The sequence below is a fragment of the Paenibacillus sp. J22P143 genome (assembly GCF_059692035.1).
The window spans coordinates 150,478-171,378 of record NZ_JCAUAQ010000001.1 but is presented as its reverse complement, the minus strand read 5'-3'; the positions used below and the strand labels follow the sequence as shown (position 1 = coordinate 171,378).

Annotated in this window: 20 protein-coding genes; 16 read left to right on the top strand and 4 right to left on the bottom strand. The window is 45.5% G+C overall.

Features of this window, described 5'->3' with window-relative positions:
* The first annotated feature begins 243 nt into the window (after positions 1 to 243).
* From AC58PQ_RS00900 to AC58PQ_RS00890, 3 genes are read left to right on the top strand one after another with little or no spacing between them, the layout of a single operon-like run.
* Positions 244 to 969: a peptidylprolyl isomerase gene (locus AC58PQ_RS00900; RefSeq protein ID WP_497240120.1), complete on the top strand. Its 726-nt coding sequence runs from the start codon at positions 244 to 246 to the stop codon at positions 967 to 969.
* Positions 970 to 1,012: 43 nt separating this feature from the next.
* Complete coding sequence (locus AC58PQ_RS00895) at positions 1,013 to 1,672, top strand: alpha/beta hydrolase (RefSeq protein WP_477591389.1); 660 nt, start codon at positions 1,013 to 1,015, stop codon at positions 1,670 to 1,672.
* 5 nt (positions 1,673 to 1,677) lie between these two features.
* On the top strand, positions 1,678 to 2,388 hold the full coding sequence (locus AC58PQ_RS00890) for a YdcF family protein (RefSeq protein ID WP_497240119.1): 711 nt from the start codon (positions 1,678 to 1,680) through the stop codon (positions 2,386 to 2,388).
* Between the two features lie 166 nt (positions 2,389 to 2,554).
* Here AC58PQ_RS00890 and AC58PQ_RS00885 read toward each other — a convergent pair whose 3' ends face one another.
* Both AC58PQ_RS00885 and AC58PQ_RS00880 read right to left on the bottom strand, forming a co-directional pair.
* Positions 2,555 to 3,421, bottom strand: a complete 867-nt coding sequence (locus AC58PQ_RS00885) for an SDR family oxidoreductase (protein ID WP_497240118.1) — start codon at positions 3,419 to 3,421, stop codon at positions 2,555 to 2,557.
* Positions 3,422 to 3,454: 33 nt separating this feature from the next.
* Positions 3,455 to 4,261 carry a GNAT family N-acetyltransferase gene (locus AC58PQ_RS00880; RefSeq protein WP_497240117.1) on the bottom strand — a complete coding sequence of 269 codons (807 nt, stop codon included), beginning with the start codon at positions 4,259 to 4,261 and terminating at the stop codon, positions 3,455 to 3,457.
* Between the two features lie 126 nt (positions 4,262 to 4,387).
* Here AC58PQ_RS00880 and AC58PQ_RS00875 point away from each other — a divergent pair, with 126 nt between their 5' ends.
* From AC58PQ_RS00875 to AC58PQ_RS00845, 7 genes are all read left to right on the top strand, one after another.
* Positions 4,388 to 4,861, top strand: a complete 474-nt coding sequence (locus AC58PQ_RS00875; RefSeq protein ID WP_497240116.1) for a GNAT family N-acetyltransferase — start codon at positions 4,388 to 4,390, stop codon at positions 4,859 to 4,861.
* A gap of 124 nt (positions 4,862 to 4,985) precedes the next feature.
* Entirely contained in the window at positions 4,986 to 5,963 is a 978-nt protein-coding gene (locus tag AC58PQ_RS00870) for an AAA family ATPase (protein WP_497240115.1), read from the top strand.
* A 229-nt stretch (positions 5,964 to 6,192) separates the two neighbouring features.
* Positions 6,193 to 7,521 (top strand): GTPase HflX, encoded by a 1,329-nt coding sequence (gene hflX, locus AC58PQ_RS00865; RefSeq protein ID WP_497240114.1) that lies wholly within the window; start codon positions 6,193 to 6,195, stop codon positions 7,519 to 7,521.
* Between the two features lie 31 nt (positions 7,522 to 7,552).
* Complete coding sequence (locus tag AC58PQ_RS00860; protein WP_497240617.1) at positions 7,553 to 8,773, top strand: methionine gamma-lyase family protein; 1,221 nt, start codon at positions 7,553 to 7,555, stop codon at positions 8,771 to 8,773.
* Between the two features lie 95 nt (positions 8,774 to 8,868).
* Positions 8,869 to 9,279: a MerR family transcriptional regulator gene (locus AC58PQ_RS00855; protein WP_047676992.1), complete on the top strand. Its 411-nt coding sequence runs from the start codon at positions 8,869 to 8,871 to the stop codon at positions 9,277 to 9,279.
* 58 nt (positions 9,280 to 9,337) lie between these two features.
* Positions 9,338 to 10,666 carry a type I glutamate--ammonia ligase gene (gene glnA / locus AC58PQ_RS00850; RefSeq protein WP_497240616.1) on the top strand — a complete coding sequence of 443 codons (1,329 nt, stop codon included), beginning with the start codon at positions 9,338 to 9,340 and terminating at the stop codon, positions 10,664 to 10,666.
* Between the two features lie 91 nt (positions 10,667 to 10,757).
* The gene (locus AC58PQ_RS00845; protein ID WP_497240113.1) at positions 10,758 to 11,996 is read left to right on the top strand and encodes an aminopeptidase; all 1,239 of its coding nucleotides are present in this window, start codon (positions 10,758 to 10,760) and stop codon (positions 11,994 to 11,996) included.
* A gap of 72 nt (positions 11,997 to 12,068) precedes the next feature.
* Here the strand turns inward: AC58PQ_RS00845 and lexA are convergent, their stop codons facing one another.
* On the bottom strand, positions 12,069 to 12,686 hold the full coding sequence (lexA, locus tag AC58PQ_RS00840) for a transcriptional repressor LexA (RefSeq protein WP_477591376.1): 618 nt from the start codon (positions 12,684 to 12,686) through the stop codon (positions 12,069 to 12,071).
* Positions 12,687 to 12,831: 145 nt separating this feature from the next.
* On the opposite strand from lexA, the gene AC58PQ_RS00835 reads away from it, so the two are divergent.
* The 3 genes from AC58PQ_RS00835 to AC58PQ_RS00825 all read left to right on the top strand — a co-directional run bounded on the left by AC58PQ_RS00835 (position 12,832) and on the right by AC58PQ_RS00825 (position 14,402).
* The gene (locus AC58PQ_RS00835) at positions 12,832 to 13,233 is read left to right on the top strand and encodes a LysM peptidoglycan-binding domain-containing protein (RefSeq protein WP_497240112.1); all 402 of its coding nucleotides are present in this window, start codon (positions 12,832 to 12,834) and stop codon (positions 13,231 to 13,233) included.
* A gap of 149 nt (positions 13,234 to 13,382) precedes the next feature.
* The gene (locus tag AC58PQ_RS00830; protein WP_477591373.1) at positions 13,383 to 13,571 is read left to right on the top strand and encodes a DUF896 domain-containing protein; all 189 of its coding nucleotides are present in this window, start codon (positions 13,383 to 13,385) and stop codon (positions 13,569 to 13,571) included.
* Between the two features lie 39 nt (positions 13,572 to 13,610).
* Positions 13,611 to 14,402: an HAD family hydrolase gene (locus AC58PQ_RS00825; RefSeq protein WP_497240615.1), complete on the top strand. Its 792-nt coding sequence runs from the start codon at positions 13,611 to 13,613 to the stop codon at positions 14,400 to 14,402.
* Positions 14,403 to 14,479: 77 nt separating this feature from the next.
* Here AC58PQ_RS00825 and AC58PQ_RS00820 read toward each other — a convergent pair whose 3' ends face one another.
* Complete coding sequence (locus AC58PQ_RS00820) at positions 14,480 to 15,019, bottom strand: 1,2-dihydroxy-3-keto-5-methylthiopentene dioxygenase (RefSeq protein WP_497240111.1); 540 nt, start codon at positions 15,017 to 15,019, stop codon at positions 14,480 to 14,482.
* A gap of 216 nt (positions 15,020 to 15,235) precedes the next feature.
* Here AC58PQ_RS00820 and metH point away from each other — a divergent pair, with 216 nt between their 5' ends.
* From metH to AC58PQ_RS00805, 3 genes are all read left to right on the top strand, one after another.
* On the top strand, positions 15,236 to 18,673 hold the full coding sequence (gene metH, locus AC58PQ_RS00815) for a methionine synthase (RefSeq protein WP_497240110.1): 3,438 nt from the start codon (positions 15,236 to 15,238) through the stop codon (positions 18,671 to 18,673).
* Between the two features lie 100 nt (positions 18,674 to 18,773).
* Positions 18,774 to 19,703, top strand: a complete 930-nt coding sequence (gene rnz / locus AC58PQ_RS00810) for a ribonuclease Z (protein ID WP_497240109.1) — start codon at positions 18,774 to 18,776, stop codon at positions 19,701 to 19,703.
* A gap of 409 nt (positions 19,704 to 20,112) precedes the next feature.
* Entirely contained in the window at positions 20,113 to 20,886 is a 774-nt protein-coding gene (locus AC58PQ_RS00805) for a GNAT family N-acetyltransferase (protein ID WP_497240108.1), read from the top strand.
* Positions 20,887 to 20,901 lie beyond the last annotated feature (15 nt).

Genomic DNA, 20,901 nt, shown 5'->3' with positions numbered 1-20,901 from the left:
TTATAGCTTCAGCAGGCCGGCGCAGGACAAGCTGTAACGCCCAAAATGGGTGTTACAGCGGCTCTTTCCCGCCGGTAGTCGGCCAAACGAGCACTATAAGGCCCCAAAAGGGCCTTACAGCTGCGGTAGGCCGACGCGGACAAGCTGTAACGCCCAAAAAGGTTGTTACAGCGGCTCTTTCCCGCCGAAAGTCGGCTGCAGGAGCTTTTTAAATCAAACAAATTCCAACTGGAGGACCAATCAATGAAACATGCAACTAAATCAATGAAGTCCAAACTGCTGATCACCGCATCATTACTTACATTAACACTAATCTCTTCCGCTTGCGGTAATAAACCAACGGAAACGACTGGCGGCACAGCAACGCCTGGTACTAGCACCAAAGCACCAACGGCTGCTGCAACCGCATCGCCTGCTGCTTCACCAGCGGCAGCCAAGCAATGGAGCAAAGCGCCTGACATGATCATTGATACGAACAAAACGTATCAGGCTGAAGTGACCACATCCAAAGGAGCATTCACCATTGATCTGTACGCCAAGGAAGCACCGAAAACGGTAAACAACTTCGTCTTCTTATCCAAAGAAGGGTTTTACAATAATTTGACGTTTCACCGTATTATTAAAACCTTCATGATCCAAACGGGTGATCCACAAGGTACGGGCAGAGGCGGTCCAGGTTATAAATTCGCTGATGAATTGAAAACGACACATAAATACGAACCAGGTACGGTGGCGATGGCGAATTCAGGTGCGAATACGAATGGCAGCCAATTTTTCATTTGCTCGGGTGCGGATTGCGCTAATTTGAACAGTCAGCCGAATTATTCGATTTTCGGAAAAGTTACTGCAGACAGTATGGCCACAATTTTGAAAATCGCAGAAACACCTGTGGAAATGGGTGGAGAGGCTTCCCCAAGTAAGCCAAAAGAAAAGGTAACGATTAACACCATTTTGATCAAAGAAAAATAAACTAACATAAAGAACGCTTTCATACTGGATAGGAGTGGATCACATGAAACAACCGTGCCTATTGTTCCATGGATTTACAGGTGGACCTTATGAGGTTGAGCCATTAGCTCGGCATTTACGAGAGCGTGGTCAGCTATGTGAGGTGCCCATCCTACCTTGGAATGGAGAAAACCGGCATCAGCTTCATGCTTCGCGTTGGGAAGATTGGGTGCAGGCAGCTGAATGGCATGCGGCGAAAATGACAGAAACCCACGGTTCATTTGATATGGTGGGATTCTCAATGGGAGGTCTTCTGGCCGCCTATCTATCTGTTCGCTACCCTGTTCGGAGACTCATCCTGTTAAACACAGCTGTCATTTACGTCAGTCCAGGCAGGTTGCTGAACGTCCTGCGTGATGAATGGAAGTATCAACGTAAAATCAGTTTAATCAAAGGGAAATCAACACCACTTGTTGCTACTTGGCAATTTACGAGGCTTGTCCGACATCTGAAGCCAGAGCTGAGTCAAGTGAATAAGCCTACACTGATCGCGCAGTCGGAGAGAGATCAAGTCATTCATCCCCAAAGTGCGCGGTATATTTATAGCAAGCTTAGAGGGCAACGTGAGCTTCATTGGCATGCAAGATCGGATCATTTAATCTGTTTGAGCGAGGACGCGCCAGCTTTATTCCGGCAAGTTAGCGCATTTTTGGATAAGGAGTAGGAAGGATGACGGCAAAGCCCAGTATGAACAAAAATCAACGTCCCCACTCACCCGCGCCACCGAAGAAGAAAGCCAACTCATCTAAAGGCAAAACGCCATCTAAGCTCTATCGTATATTTGTAAGGACGTTTCAATTCATTTTGATCGCTTTTACGCTGCTTGTTGGTTGGATTGCATTTATCCAGTGGAAGGTTCAGGTGGGACCTCATCAGGCCTTGCCGAAGCAAGTAGATGTAGGTATTGTATTAGGCGCTTCTTTGCGTAACGACATGCCAAGTCCGGGTCTGCAAGAACGGCTTGACTTAGCCGTGGATTTGTACAAGCAGGGGCGTTTTAAGAATCTTATAGTAACAGGCGGTTTGGATCACAATGGCTCCACTTTGACAGAGGCTGAGGGAATGAGGGACTATTTGGTGAAAAATGGGGTGCCAAAGGCTGGCATTTTCATCGAGCCGAAGGCGACGAGTACGTATGAGAATTTACTTTTCAGTAAGCAGATTATGGATGAAAAGGGGCTTGTGAGCTCGATCATTATCACCCATAAGTTCCATGGCTCTCGTTCGCAAGATATTGCAGAAACAATTGGCTTCATAGATCCGCTTGTTTCCTCAACGAAGTCAGAGGTGCTCTTCATGCCTTATCATGATACGAGGGAAACGCTGGCGTACACGAATTGGTACTTGACCAAGCTGCAATTGAAGCTCGGACTGAAATGAGAAAACCTCTATCGAGGTAATTCAACGATGAGCGACCGCGTTTAGATGTAGGTTTTATCGCCAAATAGAAAGATGTTTTCGGAAACCGAAAACGTCTTTCTATTGTGGTAAAAAGAAAGCATGACAGGGAAGCGGGGGAGCCGCTGCTTGTCATGCTTTTTCTCATTTAGCCGTTTACGATGGCGCCGCCATTGATATGTAGAATTTGCCCCGCCATATAGGAAGAGTCCTCACTGGCCAAAAAGACATAGCTCGGAGCCAATTCGCTAGGCTGTCCTGCCCTTTTCATCGGCGTTGTTGATCCGAATACTTCAACTTCCTGTGCCGTAAACGTGGACGGAATCAGCGGTGTCCAGATCGGACCGGGAGCGACACCGTTCACGCGAATGCCTTTGGCGTTTAGTTGGAGGGAGAGCGAGCGTGTGAAGGTGACGATAGCACCTTTCGTTGATGAATAATCAATTAATTGCTCATGCCCGTGATAGGCTGTGATCGATGCGGTGTTTATGATCGCACTTCCAGACTTCAAATGAGGAAGAGCGGCTTGTGTCATATAGAAATAGGAAAAAATATTGGTTCGGAACGTTCGCTCAAGCTGCGCTGACGTAATATCTATAATGCTTTTCTGGGGATGCTGTTCGGCAGCATTGTTAACAAGAATGTCGAGTTTCCCGAACTCTTTAATGGTTTGTGCAACAATCTGCTTGCAGAAGCTCTCATCACCAATGTCGCCTGCGACATGTAGACATTTGCGGCCCGCTTGCTCCACATGCCGATGTGTTTCTTCAGCGTCCTTATGTTCATTCAGGTAGACGATGATGACATCGGCACCTTCCTTGGCGTATGCGACAGCGATGGCGCGTCCGATACCGCTATCACCCCCGGTGATGATGGCGACTTTATCCTTTAGCTTACCAGCGGGTTTATAGCTTGCTTTCTCAAATTCGGGAAGTGGCTTCATTTCGGACTCAATGCCTGGTTGGTGGTTCTGGTGCTGCGGCGGGAATACAGGTTTTTCCTTCGTGGCAGTCATGTAATCGGCTCCTTTCATCCTAGAAAATCTTTGTTAGGATGATACAAGAGCACCTAAATCATACTTCACGCGGTAATGATAGCCATATTTCGTTTGATAGCCCAGCTTTTTGTACAAAGAAACTGCGGGTTCGTTGCTGGAGATTACTTGCAAATATTGCTGGGTAGCGCCTTGCGAAATGCTCCATTCAGTCAATGCGTGAAGTAAAGCATATCCATAGCCTTTACCGCGGTGTTCTTCGTGCACAATGACATTGACGAAGCCAGCCCATTCGCCCTCTACAATGGCTGTGCCAAGTGCAACAATTTGCCCTTGATCCTTTAATGTAATGAAAGCTTTTGGTAATGGCATCCGCTCACATAAACCTTGATAGAAGCTCCGACGTTCTTCGGGGTACTTTTCAAGAAAGAGGAATGCATCCAGCCATTCCTTCGTTACGGTTTGTGAAATCACTACATCGAGTGACAAGGAGGAAGGATATTGTTTCTGAAGGCGCTCTAAAGCATAAGCAGCCACCTGACGACTATCAGCCGTCATCATATAACAGGGGGTATCTAACTCGTACCCTTGCTCTTTTAGCAAGCTATCCAAATGTTCGGGCGAGGCGTTACTAATATGAAAAATAGCAGGTAATCCGTGACTATGGTAAAATTGTTCAACACGCGATAGCCAATTCTCATCTGTGGGGTAAGACCCGATTGCAAATACGCTGTTTGCCCGTTTGGTTATACCCTGTGAAGCTCTGATGAGCCAATGATCAACCATTGTGCTGGTTTCTGCTGGCCAAGTATTTGCTGCTATACGATCCAGTAATTCGAAAAAATCACGTTCTGTGTGCATGAAAAGGTGCCTCCATCCCATTAAGTATTACATAAATATACATTTATATGTATAAAAATTCAATATTTTCTCATTAAAAAATATAGTGAATCATTTGCGTATTTCATATTTAGGAGGAAATCTACGTTGGAAATTAGATTACGATCGGCCACGTTGGAAGACTACGAAGCTGTGAATGCCATCATTCGTGAGGGTCAAGAAGAGCATGCGGAGGCATTGCCAGATCGATTTGCTCGATTAGATCATGCAGTGGCAATGGGCTGGTATCGAAGCTTCTCAGATAAGATAGACAAAGAGATTATCGTGGCGGAACTTGAGTCTGAGGTCGTCGGTGTGGCCATGTTAGAAATGAAACAGAGTCCAAGCTATGAAGCGCTTGTCCCTCGCAGGTATGCGTATTTGAATGAGCTTGCGGTTGCATCCGCGCACCAGCGGAAAGGAATTGGCAAGGGACTATATCATGCTTCCGCCCAGTGGGCGCGAGAACGCGATGCCGCATCACTTGAGCTGAATGTGTGGGAATTTAATGATCGAGCGCTGTGCTTTTATGCATCCCTTGGCATGCTGACCTTAAATCGAACCCTTACGACAATTATATAGAATTAGAATGAGGAGATCACCACCCAATTCGTATAACTCCGTCGGCAACGGTCTAAAATGGCGTACACAAGCGTAGGATGGTGGATACGAACTAATAATCCATCATGTAAACGAGGTGATCCTCATGAGTGGTAGAAGCTTGCCATCCAGACAAATCAACATCGTTTTACGGCAGCCGGAACCTGGCAGTCAGCGGCGAACTGTTGAGGGATCAGGTGGGCAGTCAGGCGCTTCACCCCTTGCCGACGCCGAGCCGATGATCTCTGGCAAAAGGACGCCAATGGAGGGTCCGCTATCGGATATTTTCAAAGAGCTGAATCAACTGATTGGCTTAGAAAATGTCAAGGAGCTAGTGCATGAGATTTACGCGCTCCTCCAGATTTCCCAATTTCGTGTTGATGCCGGACTTATGAGCAATGCTCATGTGTACCATATGATTTTCAAGGGCAGTCCTGGAACAGGGAAAACGACGGTAGCACGGCTGCTAGGTCGTATGTTTCACGCAATGGGTGTGCTAAGTAAGGGGCATTTCATTGAAGTGGAGCGTGCAGACCTCGTAGGTGAATACATCGGGCATACCGCACTGAAAACGCGTGACTTAATGAAAAAAGCGATGGGCGGCGTCCTGTTTATTGATGAAGCGTATAGCTTGGCAAGAGGCGGCGAAAAGGATTTTGGAAAGGAATCGATTGATGCGTTAGTGAAGGGGATGGAAGATAAGAAAAATGAGTTTATTCTCATTCTGGCTGGTTATAGCGAAGAAATGGAACAGTTCCTAGCAACAAACCCTGGACTTCCTTCCCGGTTTCCGATTCAAATTGAATTCGAGGACTATCCCATCGATCAATTGATCCAAATTACAGAGCTGATGGCGAAGGATCGGGAGTATGTCCTACTGCCACAAACCCTTGCGAAGCTGAAGCAGCACCTCAGCGATGAAAAAGCGATGACTTGGCGTGCATTTAGTAATGCCAGATATGTTAGGAACATTTTGGAGAAAGCGATGCGGCATCAAGCCGTGCGATTGTTAAGTCAATATGTGAATACGCCTTCCAAAATTGAACTGATGTCGATACGTCCGGAAGATATCAAATTCAAATGATCTTTTCTCGAACCATTTAACTGATTGAAGTTAAATGGTTTTTTCTTGCGTGTATTTCCTAATTCTTATTATATGTATAGGGTGATTCTGAGTAAGTCGGTTATAATCGAATTTTCCTGTCCGTCAAATTGACTTTCCTAATCATTTCCTCCACAATGATGAAGGAATAGGCCTCTTTGGCCTTATTTCATTCATTTTAAGCATGATGCGGGAAGTAAAGGAGACGACAATGAAAACAACTTCACATATGGTTGAAAAAGAAATCGATGACAGAGCCGTGCTCGTCAGTTTGATTACACAGAAGCAGAAGAAAAATGAGCTTCTGGCCGAGTATTCGTTGCAAGAGCTTGTGAAACTGGCAGAAACGGCTGGCGTCCAGGTGCTGGAGACGATGACACAGAACAAAGAAGCTAAGGATACCAAGTGGTTTATTGGGAAAGGGAAAGTCGAAGAATTAAAGCTGTTATTGGAAGAACATGGCGGAAATACAGCCATCTTCGATCAGGAGCTGTCAGGTGCACAGGTTCGTAATTTGGAAGCGGCGCTTGATGTGAAAATTATAGATCGTACGCAACTCATTTTGGATATCTTCGCACAGCGTGCCAAAACACGAGAAGGGATTATCCAGGTTGAATTAGCACAGCTGAGCTATCTCTTGCCAAGACTATCAGGTCAAGGCAAGAACTTGTCACGTCTGGGTGGCGGAATCGGGACGAGAGGACCGGGGGAATCCAAGCTGGAAACGGATCGCCGGCATATCCGAGGGCGAATTGACGAACTGAAAGGGCAGCTGGAGGAAGTAGTTCGTCACCGCACTTTGCATCGGGAACGTCGTAAGAAAAGCGGTGTATTTCAAGTGGCTCTAGTTGGGTATACCAATGCAGGGAAGTCGACATTATTGAAGCAATTGACACAAGCAGATGTGTATATAGAAGATCAATTGTTTGCAACCCTAGATCCGACTTCGCGGACGATGGTTTTGCCTAGTGGGAAGGAAATCGTTCTCACGGATACGGTAGGCTTTATTCAGAATCTTCCCCATGATCTTGTCGCTTCGTTCCGCGCGACGTTGGAAGAGGCGAATGAAGCTGATTTAATTCTGCATGTCGTGGACAGCTCAACGGAGATGCGTAATGAGCAAATGCGTGTTGTTGGAGAGGTATTGGAGCAGCTAGGCGCCCATCAGAAGGAACAGATAACGGTCTTTAATAAAATTGATCTTATCCCGCAAGATGAACGCGATTTGCTCTCTGCCGAAGGCGAGTTCATGAGAGTGAGTGCCTACACGCCTGAGGATCTAGAACGGCTTCGTATCACCATTGAGGATAAGTTGATGGGAGATAGTAAGGAGTTCCGTATTCCAGCCAATAAAGGGGATGTCATAGCCCTCATGTATCGGATCGGTGAAGTGCTTGAGTCGGATGTGGATGGGGAAGACATGGTGTTCAAGATTCGCGTGAACAAGGATGATTATGTAAAGCTGGCCTATTTACTGGTTGATTACGATCAAACCCTATCCAAGCCAGAGCAGGATGAGAACGAGGGAGAGAGCAACTAGGATGCATTTCGGGGAAAAGGTTATGGCGAGAATGGAAAGCGCGGAGCGACGTGTCGAGAGCGCTTTTCGACAAATTGAGAAAACCATTGATTTAAATCAATGGAAGGTCATTCGTGCCTTCCAAGAACATAAGGTAAGTGATTATCATTTTGCTTCCTCAACGGGTTATGGCTACAATGATCGAGGAAGAGAGGTCCTTGACCTTGTCTATGCAGATGCGATGGGAGCAGAAGCAGCACTTGTTCGCCCGCACTTTGTTTCGGGGACGCATACCATCGGAACTGCATTGTTTGGTGTACTCCGCCCTGGTGAACATCTACTTTACATCACGGGTAAGCCTTATGATACGTTACATAAAGTCATTGGTAAGCCTGGCGACGGAACAGGCTCCTTGCAGGACTTTGGCATCGGCTACAGCGAGGTCGAGCTCTTGGAGGATGGATCGCCTGACTGGCCGGCGATCGTAGCAGCCATTCAGCCGAACACGAAGGTGATCGGCATCCAACGTTCACGCGGCTACTCGTGGCGGCCTTCGTTCACGGTAGAGCAAATCGGCGAAATGGTCCGATTTGTGAAAGAGATCAACCCTGAGCTGATTGTCTTCGTGGACAATTGCTATGGTGAATTTACCGAGCTGCAGGAGCCGACGCAGGTTGGCGTCGATCTGATGGCCGGCTCGCTGATCAAGAACCCCGGCGGCGGCATCGCCCCTTCGGGCGGCTATATCGCCGGGCGACGCGACCTCGTGGAGCTCGCCGCGTACAGACTGACCGCCCCCGGTATTGGGGGCGAGGTCGGTGCCATGCTCGGAGCGACGCGAGCGATGTTTCAAGGGCTATTCCTTGCCCCGCACTTGGTGGGGCAAGCCGTCAAGGGCTCGGTCTTCGCAGCTGCGATGTTCGAAGACCTCGGCTTCGTGAGCCATCCGCGATGGGATGCGCAGCGGACGGACCTGATTCAAGCAATCCGCTTCACGTCGGCGGAGCATTTGATTACATTCGTTCAGGGCATCCAGAAGGCTTCTGCCGTGGATTCGCATGTCGTACCAGAGCCTTGGGACATGCCTGGCTACGAGCATCCTGTCATTATGGCAGCGGGCACGTTCATTCAAGGAGGCAGCTTAGAGCTGTCAGCCGATGCGCCGATTCGTGAACCGTACATCGCATACATGCAAGGTGGCTTGACCTACTCACATTGTAAGTTAGGTGTATTAACGGCAATCCAACATATGGAAGACAAGGGATTACTGTGAAAATTTAAACTGTGAACAAACCTGACACTCCTTGACACGTTTTTGTTAGAAAGGTACAATAAGAGTGAGGTACTTACTGACCAGGAGTGATTAGCATGAGTGATGAGATACGTAGAAATATGGCGTTATTCCCCATTGGAATTGTCATGAAGCTGACTGATTTAACAGCAAGACAAATTCGATATTATGAGCAACATGAACTGATCATCCCAGCTAGAACAGCTGGTAATCAACGGCTCTATTCGTTTAATGACGTAGAACGTCTTCTTGAAATTAAAGATCTGATTGAAAAAGGTGTGAACATCGCGGGGATCAAGCAGGTTCTTATCCCAGTGGATAAGGATTCTGAGGATGCAACGATCCTTAACGAACATACCGAAGTGAAACGGAAAGAATTAACCGACTCTCAATTGCACAAAATGCTTAAGCAGCAATTGATTGGCGGGGGGAAACGCCCGGATCAGGTTTCATTGATTCAAGGACAGTTATCCAGATTTTACAAATAAGATCGAATGTCGAATCGCGCTTAAAAGTTGAGAGGAGAATGCACACGTGAGCTATAACATTAACTATTCCAAAGAAGATATTCTTCGTATCGCCAAAGCAGAAAACGTTCGTTTCATCCGTTTGCAATTCACAGACTTAATGGGAAGTATTAAGAACGTAGAAATCCCGTTTAGCCAGCTTGAAAAAGCCCTTGACAATAAAATGATGTTCGATGGTTCTTCCATCGAAGGTTATGTGCGCATTGAAGAATCGGATATGTATTTATATCCGGATTTAGATACATGGGTTATTTTCCCATGGGTAACTGAAAGCAAAGTCGCTCGTTTGATCTGCGACATTTATATGCCGGATGGCACTCCGTTCCCTGGGGATCCGCGCGCCATTTTGAAAAACGCGTTGAAGCAAGCGGAAGAAATGGGCTATTCTGCCATGAATGTTGGACCAGAACCGGAATTCTTCCTTTTCAAAACGGATGAAAAAGGCAATCCAACAACCGAATTGAATGACCAAGGTGGTTACTTCGATTTGGCACCGATGGATCTTGGTGAAAACTGCCGTCGTGATATCGTGTTAACACTGGAAGAAATGGGCTTTGAAATTGAAGCTTCTCACCATGAAGTAGCACCAGGACAGCATGAAATTGACTTCAAATACGCAGACGCGATTAAAGCGGCTGACCAGATTCAAACCTTCAAGCTTGTTGTTAAAACAGTAGCTAGACAACATGGTTTGCATGCAACATTTATGCCGAAGCCTTTGTTCGGAATGAATGGTTCAGGTATGCATTGTCACCAATCCTTGTTCAAAGGTGAGACGAATGCGTTCTATGATGAGAGCGACAAACTAGGTTTGAGCACAGTGGCAAGACAATATATGGCGGGCGTACTTCGTCATGCGCGTTCTTTCGCAGCGATTACGAACCCAACGGTAAACTCATACAAACGTCTAGTTCCAGGTTATGAAGCACCTTGCTATGTAGCTTGGTCAGCGAGTAACCGAAGCCCAATGATTCGGATACCAGCTTCACGCGGCCTAAGCACGCGTGTTGAAGTTCGTAATCCAGATCCAGCGGCAAATCCTTACCTAGCACTGGCTGTTATGCTTGCTGCTGGTTTGGATGGCATTAAGAACAAAATGCAACTGCCTCCGCCAACAGATCGCAACATCTATGTGATGACGGAAGAAGAGCGTGAAGCGGAAGGTATTCCTAGCTTGCCGCTCAACTTGAAACAAGCGTTGGATGAGTTGCTTCGTGATGATGTTGTTTGCGACACACTTGGCGAACATGCACTAGCTCATTTCTATGAATTGAAAGAAATTGAGTGGGACATGTACCGTACGCAAGTTCACCAATGGGAAAGAGATCAATATCTGTCCCTGTACTAGGTTTTTAAGAAGACACCTAGATACTTAAAGCCCGTCAGTCTCGCGTATGTGAGTTGATGGGCTTTTTAACGCGAAGGAGACTTATTGAACTATGGACAATTTCAATCATAATTTAGAAAAATATGCTGAGTTAGTGATTCGAGTCGGGGTCAACCTGAATAAAGGCCAAGACTTGTTGGTGGAAGCACCTATTGAAACACTGGAGTTAACTAGGCTTATCGTGCAGAAAGCCTATGAAGCTGGTGCGAATTATGTGCATGTGCATTGGCAGGATGATGTCATTACGCGTAGTAAGCTTGATTATGCACAAGTTGATTCAATGGACTATTACCCTGAGTGGTATACGACGATGCTGGAAAAGTTTGTTGAGAACGGTGGAGCCTTATTGAACATTAAGGTGCCAAATCCGAATCTTTATGATGGTATTGACGCTAGTCTGATTTCTAGAGCGTCCAAAGCCGCTTCGACAGCTAGAGCGAAATATCAGCACTATGTGCGAACAGGAGAGTTTAGCTGGTGTTTGATCAAAGCACCAACAGAAGCCTGGGCTTCTATTGTGTATGCGGATCTGCCAGAGGAGCAGCGTATACCTGCGATGTGGGATGCGATTTTCAAAATTAACCGTGTTTATGAAGAGGATCCTGTTGCCGCTTGGCAGTCACACTTAGATACGCTGAAAGCCACACATAGCTTATTGAATGAAAGAAGCTATAAAGCTCTGCGCTATCGGGCTACGGGTACGGATTTGCGTGTTGAACTGCCAGAAGGACATATTTGGCTAGGCGGGGATAATGAGAATGCACGAGGCATTCGATATGTAGCCAATATGCCGACGGAAGAAGTGTTTACTATACCGAACAGAACGGGCGTTCGTGGTACAGTTGCTAGTACAATGCCTTTGAATATTAATGGGGCGTTGGTGGATCGGTTTTCATTCACGTTCGAAGCGGGGAAGGTTGTGGACTTCCAGGCTGAAGTTGGGCATGACCATTTGGCCAGGTTGTTGGATATGGATGAAGGGGCGCGCTATTTGGGTGAGGTAGCTCTTGTGCCATTTGATTCTCCAATTTCCAATTTAAATCGTATTTTCTATAATACAGGCATTGATGAGAATGCTTCCTGCCACTTGGCATTAGGTAGTTGTTATCCAATCAATTTGAAGGACGGTACAACACTATCCAATGAGGAATTGAAGGCTCGCGGAGGAAACAGCTCCTTGATACACGTGGATTTCATGATAGGATCAGTTGAGCTTGAGATCGATGGGGAATTAGCGGATGGGACGATTGAACCGATCTTCCGCGCGGGGAACTGGGTTTTGTCAATTTAAATGAAAAAAGCAAGGCTCTCAAGTGTGTTATCACTTTGAGGGGCCTTGCTTTTTTGATATCTGTTCCTGATCCTACATATCCCGGAACAAACCGATAACGCGTCCGAGAATTGTCACATTCTTCAATAGTATCGGTTGTAATGCGGAGTTCTCCGGTTGAAGGCGAATATGATCCTTCTCCTTGTAGAAGCGCTTAACCGTTGCTTCATCATCTTCAGTCATCGCGACAACAATATCACCGTTGTTCGCCGTTTGCTGCTGCTTAACAATGACGTAGTCGCCATTATGAATACCAGCTTCAATCATACTGTCACCCATAATGCTAAGCATGAACACGTTGTTGTCGCCTACCATGCTTGAAGGAAGCGGGAAGTAATCTTCAATATTCTCAGTGGCAGTAATAGGAACACCAGCCGTTACTTTACCAATAAGGGGCACACGAGCGACGGAAACTGCGAATTGGGATTCGGCACCATCCAGCCCTAGGATTTCGATTGCACGCGGTTTTGTAGGATCTCGACGAATCATGCCTTTTTTCTCAAGACGCTCTAAATGCCCATGTACGGTAGAACTAGAAGCTAGTCCAACAGCTTCGCCGATTTCTCTAACGGAAGGCGGGTAGCCCTTATCTTTCACTTCGTTCTTAATGAATTCCATGATTGCTTGTTGACGCTGCGAAATTTTACTCATAAGATATCACTCCAATACTGGGAATCATTACCCAAAGTATAACATAGAACCCGAGTTCGTACAAACATAAGTTCGAACAAATCGTTGACTCAAACATGTGTTCGTGTTATTCTAATATCAGAACAAATGTTTGGGGGATGATTTTATGTATATGGCTTATTCACAATCGAACGCAACAACAACACTTCAAGGTACTGCTTATGCATCCAAAGGGATGACGATTAAACGGGGTTATGCGAAACCACTACTTCGTTTCTTGCTGATAGCAGCAATTCTTGGAACTGTGTTCTCGTTTGGTGCGATCGTACAAGCCTATGCAGGCGATGGGGCCGTTACAGTGTCTACACCAATCGCTTCCGTTCAACCATCTGTGAAAGTTATCCAGCATGAAAAGGTTGTCATCCAAAGCGGTGACACGCTATGGGAAATCGCAGACGCTCATAAAAACAAGAGAGAGAACGCGCGTTCTTATGTTGAGAAGCTGAAAGCATTAAATCATTTAGCGAGCAGTTCTTTGCAAGAGGGGCAAGTTCTATTACTTCCTTAATTAACTCATTATTAGTTAACTATATAGATGAATGATCGAGACATAGTCGCCAATTGAATTGCTATGTCTCTTTGCGCTGTATCCTTGACAATCCTATTCGGGGATGGCAAAGTAGTACTCATATTGAAATTTTGACTGGGAGGATTACAATGAGTGACAGCATGGATAAAACGATTGAACGTATCAATGAATTAGCTCGGAAGGCGAAGACTGTTGAAGGTTTAACAGATGCAGAGATTGATGAGCGCAATGAGCTAAGAAAAATCTACATCAATGCATTCAGGGGTAACTTGAAGGTCCAACTTGATTCCATTAAGTTTACTGACGAAGAGAATTAAGCTTACACATAGATACTACATTCAAAGGGGAAATGAATGATGACGTTGAAAGCTGTGCTTTTTGATTTGGATGATACGCTATTATGGGATGATCGTAGTGTGGAGGAAGCCTTTGCTGCTACTTGTGCAGAAGCGGCGAAGCAAGTCGATGTGAATCCAGAGGAATTGGAAGCTTCTGTTCGTAAAGAAGCAAGGAGCTTATATGAATCCTTCGAAACATTCCCATTTACCAAAATGATAGGAATAAACCCGTTTGAAGGGCTATGGGCTAATTTCACACAAGGCGAGGACGAAAACTTTCGCAAATTAGAGAAGCTGGCACCCGGATACCGTACGGAATCATGGACGAGAGGGCTTGCTGGGCTAGGGATTGAAAATCGAGAGCTTGGGTACAAGTTAGGTGAGTTGTTTGCAGCTGAACGCCGCAGTCGTCCCTATGTGTATGAAGAAACTTTTCGCGTATTAGATGCCTTGAAAGGCAATTACAAGCTGCTTCTATTAACGAACGGTTCACCAGATTTGCAAAAAGAGAAGTTAGCAGGTGTTCCTGCGATTGCTCCTTACTTTGATCATATTGTGATTTCAGGTGAATTTGGACAAGGGAAGCCAGCTAAAGCTATTTTCAACTATGCACTGGGTCTGCTTGAGATTGAAGCTGAAGAAGGCATCATGATCGGGGACAAGCTAACGACGGATATTTTGGGATCAGGAAGTATTGGTATGCGTAACATCTGGATTAACCATCACGGTCTGCAAAGTGGAGATGAGATCGTGCCTGCTTATGAAGTAACGCGACTTCAAGATATTTTACCGATTATTACGAACGGTTAATTGAATAGAAAGAAAGCCCAGCAGTTACTCTAGACCCTATGGTCTGAAGTGCTGCTGGGCTTTTAATTGTGGTACGATTAAGCTTTAATAAATTGTGGATCATCAACATTATAAGCAACCCAGCCATCTTTTTCGATGAAAAGGCGAACAGCAACGATTTCACGGTTCTCCATCAAGGTGAAGAAGTGATTCGTGTTCTCAGGAACGGAGATCACATCACCTGGCTCAAGTTCAACATCGAAATAGCCATGTTCTTCGGATTTGATAATGAAAATCCCCTTACCAGAAACAATAGCGCGAATTTCATCTTCTGTGTGCGTGTGTACTTGCTCGAACTTTTTCAGAAGCTCTTCGATATTCGGTGTTACATCAGACAGTGAGATTACGTCCCAAATTTCGTAACCGCGTCTAGCAGCTAGATCTTTAATTTCAGCTTCATACGTAGAAATGATTTCTGCCTTCTCATCATCACTAAGGATAAATTTCTCGCGAAGCGCTTCAGGAAGCTTGTTTGCATCCCAATGCTCATATACAACCTCTTGACTATCTAAGAAGGCTTTTACTTCCGCTTCGCCCTCGATACGTTCATTGGTATTACGAATTCTAATTTGAGCCACGTTACATCCCTCTTTCATTATAAATATAACCATATTATAGAGGATATCAAGCTAACTGTCGATGGAAGGATATAAGTTTTTCCGATAAAACCTATAGGAATTAATCATAATTCAAATTCTTTTCATAGAAGCCGTATTCTGTTAAACTAAATCTTAACATAATTTGTCGTTTTTTTTCTCATTAAGGTTTAGGAAAAGTTGAAAGGGAGTCTTGCCATGAAGAAACCACCGATTCAAGAACAGCTTAAGAAGAAGATTATGATCCTAGATGGTGCCATGGGTACGATGATTCAGCAAGAGAACTTAACCGCTGATGATTTCGGAAGTGATGACCTGGACGGATGTAATGAAATTCTATGTGTTACGCGTCCAGATGTGATTCAAAAAATTCATGAAGCTTATTTCGCCGCTGGCGCTGATATGATAGAAACGAATACGTTCGGAACGACAAGTGTCGTTCTGGCGGAGTATGATTTGCAGGATCGTCACCGGGAATTGAACATTGCCGCTGCGAAATTGGCGATTGCTGCTGCTGAGAAATATTCGACACCGGAATGGCCTCGTTATGTTGTGGGCGCTATGGGGCCGACGACCAAAACCTTGTCCGTGACAGGTGGGGTAACATTCGAACAACTGGAAGAAAGCTATTACGAGCAGGCTCTTGCCCTTGTTGAAGCTGGTGTTGACGCCATGCTGCTTGAGACTTCCCAAGATACACTGAATGTAAAAGCGGGCAGTATTGGGATTCGCAGAGCTTATGAAACATTAGGCGTAGAGCTTCCAATTATGATCTCCGGAACGATTGAGCCGATGGGTACGACGCTAGCCGGGCAAAATATTGAATCTTTTTATATTTCACTTGAGCATTTGAAGCCAATTTCGATGGGCTTGAACTGTGCGACTGGACCTGAATTTATGCGTGATCACATTCGTACGCTTTCCAGTATCGCAGATACAGCTATCAGCTGTTATCCGAATGCAGGCCTACCGGATGAGAATGGGCACTATCATGAATCTCCTGAATCTTTGGCGAAAAAGATGGCCGGATTTGCTGAGCAAGGCTGGCTCAATATTGCTGGAGGTTGCTGCGGAACGACACCTGATCACATTCGGGCTATGGCAGAAACGCTTGCGAATTATAAGCCAAGAAGTGCATACGGAACACATCCCCCAGCGATTTCTGGTATCGAAACGGTCTATATCGAGCCAGAAAACCGTCCAATCATGGTTGGTGAGCGAACGAATATTTCCGGTTCCAGAAAGTTTAAGCGTCTGATAAAAGAGGGCAAATTTGAAGAGGGCTCCGAAATTGCCCGGAATCAAGTGAAGAACGGCGCTCATGTTATCGACATTAATCTACAAGATACGGATATTGATGAAGCCTATGCGGTAGAGGAATTCATGCAAGAGGTTGTGAAAAAGGTCAAAGTTCCATTGATGATTGACTCGACCTATGATCACATTATCGAACTTGGACTCAAATATTCACAGGGTAAAGCGATTATTAACTCGATTAACTTAGAAGATGGAGAGACGAAATTCGAAGGGATTTTACCTCTGATTCATCGCTACGGGGCATCGGTTGTTTGTATTCTAATTGATGAGCGTGGGCAAGCGGTATCGCGTGAAGCGAAAATCGAAGTGGCAACACGTTCGTATGAGCTGCTAACTGGGAAGTACGGTATGAATCCAGAGGATATTATTTTTGACCCGAATATGTTCCCTGTCGGCTCAGGAGATCCTCAGTACATTGGTTCTGCGGTCGAAACGATCGAAGGGATTAAGCTGATTAAAGAGAAGTATCCTCTTGCTAAGACCATTCTAGGACTAAGTAACATCTCGTTCGGATTACCAGATGCGGGTCGTGAAGTTCTAAACTCTGTCTACTTGTACCACTGTACAAAGGCAGGACTTGATTACGCGATTGTAAATACGGAGAAACTAGAACGGTATGCGTCGATTCCAGATACAGAGCGTCAGTTGGCAGAGGAACTTATTTACAATACCAATGATGAGACTTTGGCAAAATTCGTAGCCCATTTCCGTGAGAAAAAGGTGGAAAAGAAGGAAAAGATCTCGAATCTATCTCTGGAAGAGAGACTAGGCTCTTATGTTGTTGAAGGCACGAAGGAAGGGTTAATTCCGGACTTAGAGATTGCTCTTCAAACCTATTCCCCGTTAGAAGTCATCAATGGGCCGCTCATGAAGGGGATGGAAGAAGTTGGACGTCTTTTCAATGGTAACGAGCTCATCGTTGCTGAGGTGCTTCAGAGTGCTGAGGTCATGAAAGCATCCGTCAATTATCTAGAGCCTTTCATGGAGAAATCCGAGACTGCGGTGAAGGGTAAAATTATTTTGGCAACGGTAAAAGGGGACGTACACGATATTGGTAAAAATCTCGTTGAAATCATCCTTTCCAATAATGGTTACAAGATTGTCAATCTGGGGATCAAAGTACCGCCGGAACAAATCATTGAGGCTTACCGCAGAGAGCAGGCGGACGCGATTGGGTTGTCAGGTTTGCTAGTGAAATCAGCGCAACAGATGGTGATTACGGCGCAGGATTTACGTACAGCGGGTGTGGATGTGCCGATTCTTGTTGGCGGTGCTGCCCTTACACGTAAATTTACCAAAACACGGATACAGCCGGAGTATGAGGGCGTCGTCCTCTACGCGAAGGATGCGATGGATGGTCTTGATATCGCCAATAAGCTAAGTGATCCTGAACAGCGTAAACGGTTGATTCAAGAGCTCAGAGAAAGCCTAGAGTCGGATGTCATGGATACAGGTAAAAAAGAAGAGAAGCTGCCACAGCTAACGCGTGTGAGTTCCTCAGCAGTATCCAAGGATCTTCCTGTCCACGTGCCTCAAGATACAGATCGTCATATCTTGCGGGATTACCCGATTAGTCATTTAATGCCATATGTGAACATGCAGATGCTGTTAGGGCATCATCTTGGCTTGAAGGGTAAAGTAGAGCAACTGTTGAGCGATAAGGATACGAAAGCACTGCAGTTGAAGGATACCGTCGACTCGATCCTGCATGCTGCACAGCATAACGGTATCATTAAAGCGCACGGGATGTATCGTTTCTTCCCAGCGCAATCAAATGGGAATGATGTGATCATTTATGATCCTTCGGATACGAGCAAAGTGCTCGAGACGTTTACGTTCCCTCGTCAAGATAAGGAGCCGTACCTCTGTTTGGCTGATTATTTGAAATCCGTCGAGAGCGGCGAAATGGATTATGTAGGATTCCTACTAGTGACAGCCGGACATGATATTAATGAATTGGCGAAGGAATGGCGTGATAAAGGCGATTACTTGAAATCCCATGCGCTGCAAGCGACAGCTCTCGAAGTCGCAGAAGGCTTTGCTGAGCGCGTGCATCACATCATGCGTGATGTCATTGGCATAGCGGATCGTGTGGATATGACGATGCAAGAAAGATTCGGGGCCAAATATATCGGGCAACGATTCTCATTCGGATACCCGGCTTGCCCTAATCTGGATGATCAAGCAAAGCTGTTTAATCTACTGAAGCCAGAGGATATCGGCGTTGAGCTGACGGAATCATTCATGATGGAACCGGAAGCCTCCGTATCCGCGATTGTATTTGCACATAAAGAAGCGCGTTATTTTAACGTAGGATAAGCATGCGAGAGCGAGGCAGCTAGTGTGAACGATCATGTTCCGCGGCAACCTCGCTTTCCGTTTTGCCGAGTTGATATTGAAACAGAATGGGGTTTGGCTTGTGGACTTGTATTTTTTGGGAACGGGGGCTGGCATGCCTTCCAAGCAGCGAAATGTAACCTCAATTGCCTTGAATTTATTAGACGAGCGGGGAACATATTGGCTTGTTGATTGCGGGGAAGGTACGCAGCAGCAGATTTTGAACTCCCCGGTGAAGCTAGGGCGAACGGAGAAACTTTTCATAACACATTTGCATGGAGATCACCTGTATGGACTTCCAGGGTTGTTGACGAGTCGCTCTTACTTAGGTGGGGATACACCTCTGACGCTGTACGGTCCGAAGGGACTCAAAAAATTCGTTGATACCGCACTTGAAGTCAGTGGGGCGCATCTGAGCTATACGCTTCACCTTGTTGAGCTTGATGAAGAGGGCATTATTTTCGAGGATGAAAGCTTTCTGGTGGAAACGGCTCGCTTAGAGCATCGTATTGAATGTTTTGGTTTTCGAATCGTAGAGAAAGATCAACCTGGCAAGCTTTTGATCGAAAAGCTCAAGGAGCTTGGTGTACCGGCAGGTCCAATCTACGGTCAATTAAAACAAGGTCATTCCGTACAACTCGAGGATGGCCGGACCATAAATGGCCAAGATTTCTTGGGCTCTCCAGTTCCTGGCCGTGTGGTCGTCATTCTAGGGGATACACGCTATTGTGAGGGGGCTAAAATGTTAGCGCGCGGCGCTGATGTTTTGGTTCATGAAGCGACCTTTGCGATGGATAAGCAGGAGCTAGCCTATGCTTTTGATCATGCGACTTCAACGGATGCTGCGCGGACTGCTCAGGAGGCAGGTGCGAACGCACTGATCATGACACACCTTAGCTCACGTTATCAAGGCGAGAGTGTCAATGAGCTGCTTCATGAGGCGCAGCAGATTCATGCCAATAGTCACTTGGCAAGAGATTTCTGGAGCTTTGAGGTACCGCGTAAAGTGTAAAATAGATAAGCTTCTTCCGTTAAATTCTTAACGGGAGAAGCTTATTTTTTTTCTTTATGCGTCAATATCACACGTTACCCTCATACACTAAACAAAACCAACGGAAATCGGGGTGAAGGTATGGAAATTACACTCGGTGAAGTGCTGCTTTCTATCTTTATCTCCTCGATTTTTTTTATCATAATTAAGGAAATCAGCAAGTCATATAAAGATTCGGAATAAGGGAAGTCCAAACACATGGACGGGACACCTGAAAGAACGTAGATCGCCAATAGGCGATTGCGTTCTTTTTCTCATTTTCATGGCGAATGTCACGGTAATTACAAATTCTTCACAACAAGCAAATCAACAGAAAATAAAGCTCTGTTAATCTTGAAGTGTAAACTCTAGTTGAGGGGCGTGAGGAAGAATGAATGGAGTACCTCTATTAACGACGCCACAACCTGCTAAGCTGATGATGAAGCTTGCAAACTGTGCACAAGAAATTGAGCAAGCGATGCGACTGCGATATCAGATATTTGTCGAGGAAGAGAAAAATTTACACTTAATGAATGAACAAAGGATTGAAAGTGATGTTTATGATGCGTATTGTGACCACCTGATTGTCAAAGATCTTGAAACCGATCAGGTCATTGGGACTTATCGACTTCTTCCAGGTGATCGTGTATACAAGGGGATTGGATTTTACTCTGAGACCGAATTTGATTTAAGTACGATGTCAGACTTGAAAAAACAATCCTTGGAACTAGGGCGCAGTTGCATTGCACCTGATTATCGTGGGGGTAGAGCGATTCAAATGCTGTGGGAAGGGATTGCCAACTATATCAGCGGGCAAAATTACACACATTTAATCGGTTGTGCAAGTGTTCACATGACAAATATAGAGGAATTAAATGAGATTTATTCGATGTTGAAACTTAAGCAAGTGTTGACTGACCACTACGGGATCACGCCTCTTGAAACACATCGGATTTCCGGCCTCGCACAAATTGATCTTGCTGTTAATGAGAAAGAAATGTTTCGAAAGCTGCCGCCATTAATGAAAGGCTACCAGTGGTTAGGAGCTGAAATAGGTGGAGATCCGGCGTATGATGAGTTGTTTGGAACGGTGGATTTTTTCATTATTTTACAAAAGGATAAGGTCGCGCGTCGGTACAAACGACATTTTCTACATGAAGATTAAGATGAGGTGGGCTTG

Coding starts and splice junctions, on each gene's coding strand:
- AC58PQ_RS00900 (WP_497240120.1), top strand. CDS start 244: ATGAAACATGCAACTAAATCAATGAAGTCCAAACTGCTGATCACCGCA.
- AC58PQ_RS00825 (WP_497240615.1), top strand. CDS start 13,611: ATGACGTTGAAAGCTGTGCTTTTTGATTTGGATGATACGCTATTATGG.
- AC58PQ_RS00860 (WP_497240617.1), top strand. CDS start 7,553: ATGGAAAGCGCGGAGCGACGTGTCGAGAGCGCTTTTCGACAAATTGAG.
- AC58PQ_RS00890 (WP_497240119.1), top strand. CDS start 1,678: ATGACGGCAAAGCCCAGTATGAACAAAAATCAACGTCCCCACTCACCC.
- AC58PQ_RS00805 (WP_497240108.1), top strand. CDS start 20,113: ATGAATGGAGTACCTCTATTAACGACGCCACAACCTGCTAAGCTGATG.
- AC58PQ_RS00885 (WP_497240118.1), bottom strand. CDS start 3,421: ATGACTGCCACGAAGGAAAAACCTGTATTCCCGCCGCAGCACCAGAAC.
- metH (WP_497240110.1), top strand. CDS start 15,236: ATGAAGAAACCACCGATTCAAGAACAGCTTAAGAAGAAGATTATGATC.
- lexA (WP_477591376.1), bottom strand. CDS start 12,686: ATGAGTAAAATTTCGCAGCGTCAACAAGCAATCATGGAATTCATTAAG.
- AC58PQ_RS00845 (WP_497240113.1), top strand. CDS start 10,758: ATGGACAATTTCAATCATAATTTAGAAAAATATGCTGAGTTAGTGATT.
- AC58PQ_RS00830 (WP_477591373.1), top strand. CDS start 13,383: ATGAGTGACAGCATGGATAAAACGATTGAACGTATCAATGAATTAGCT.
- AC58PQ_RS00880 (WP_497240117.1), bottom strand. CDS start 4,261: ATGCACACAGAACGTGATTTTTTCGAATTACTGGATCGTATAGCAGCA.
- AC58PQ_RS00835 (WP_497240112.1), top strand. CDS start 12,832: ATGTATATGGCTTATTCACAATCGAACGCAACAACAACACTTCAAGGT.
- AC58PQ_RS00895 (WP_477591389.1), top strand. CDS start 1,013: ATGAAACAACCGTGCCTATTGTTCCATGGATTTACAGGTGGACCTTAT.
- hflX (WP_497240114.1), top strand. CDS start 6,193: ATGAAAACAACTTCACATATGGTTGAAAAAGAAATCGATGACAGAGCC.
- AC58PQ_RS00870 (WP_497240115.1), top strand. CDS start 4,986: ATGAGTGGTAGAAGCTTGCCATCCAGACAAATCAACATCGTTTTACGG.
- AC58PQ_RS00855 (WP_047676992.1), top strand. CDS start 8,869: ATGAGTGATGAGATACGTAGAAATATGGCGTTATTCCCCATTGGAATT.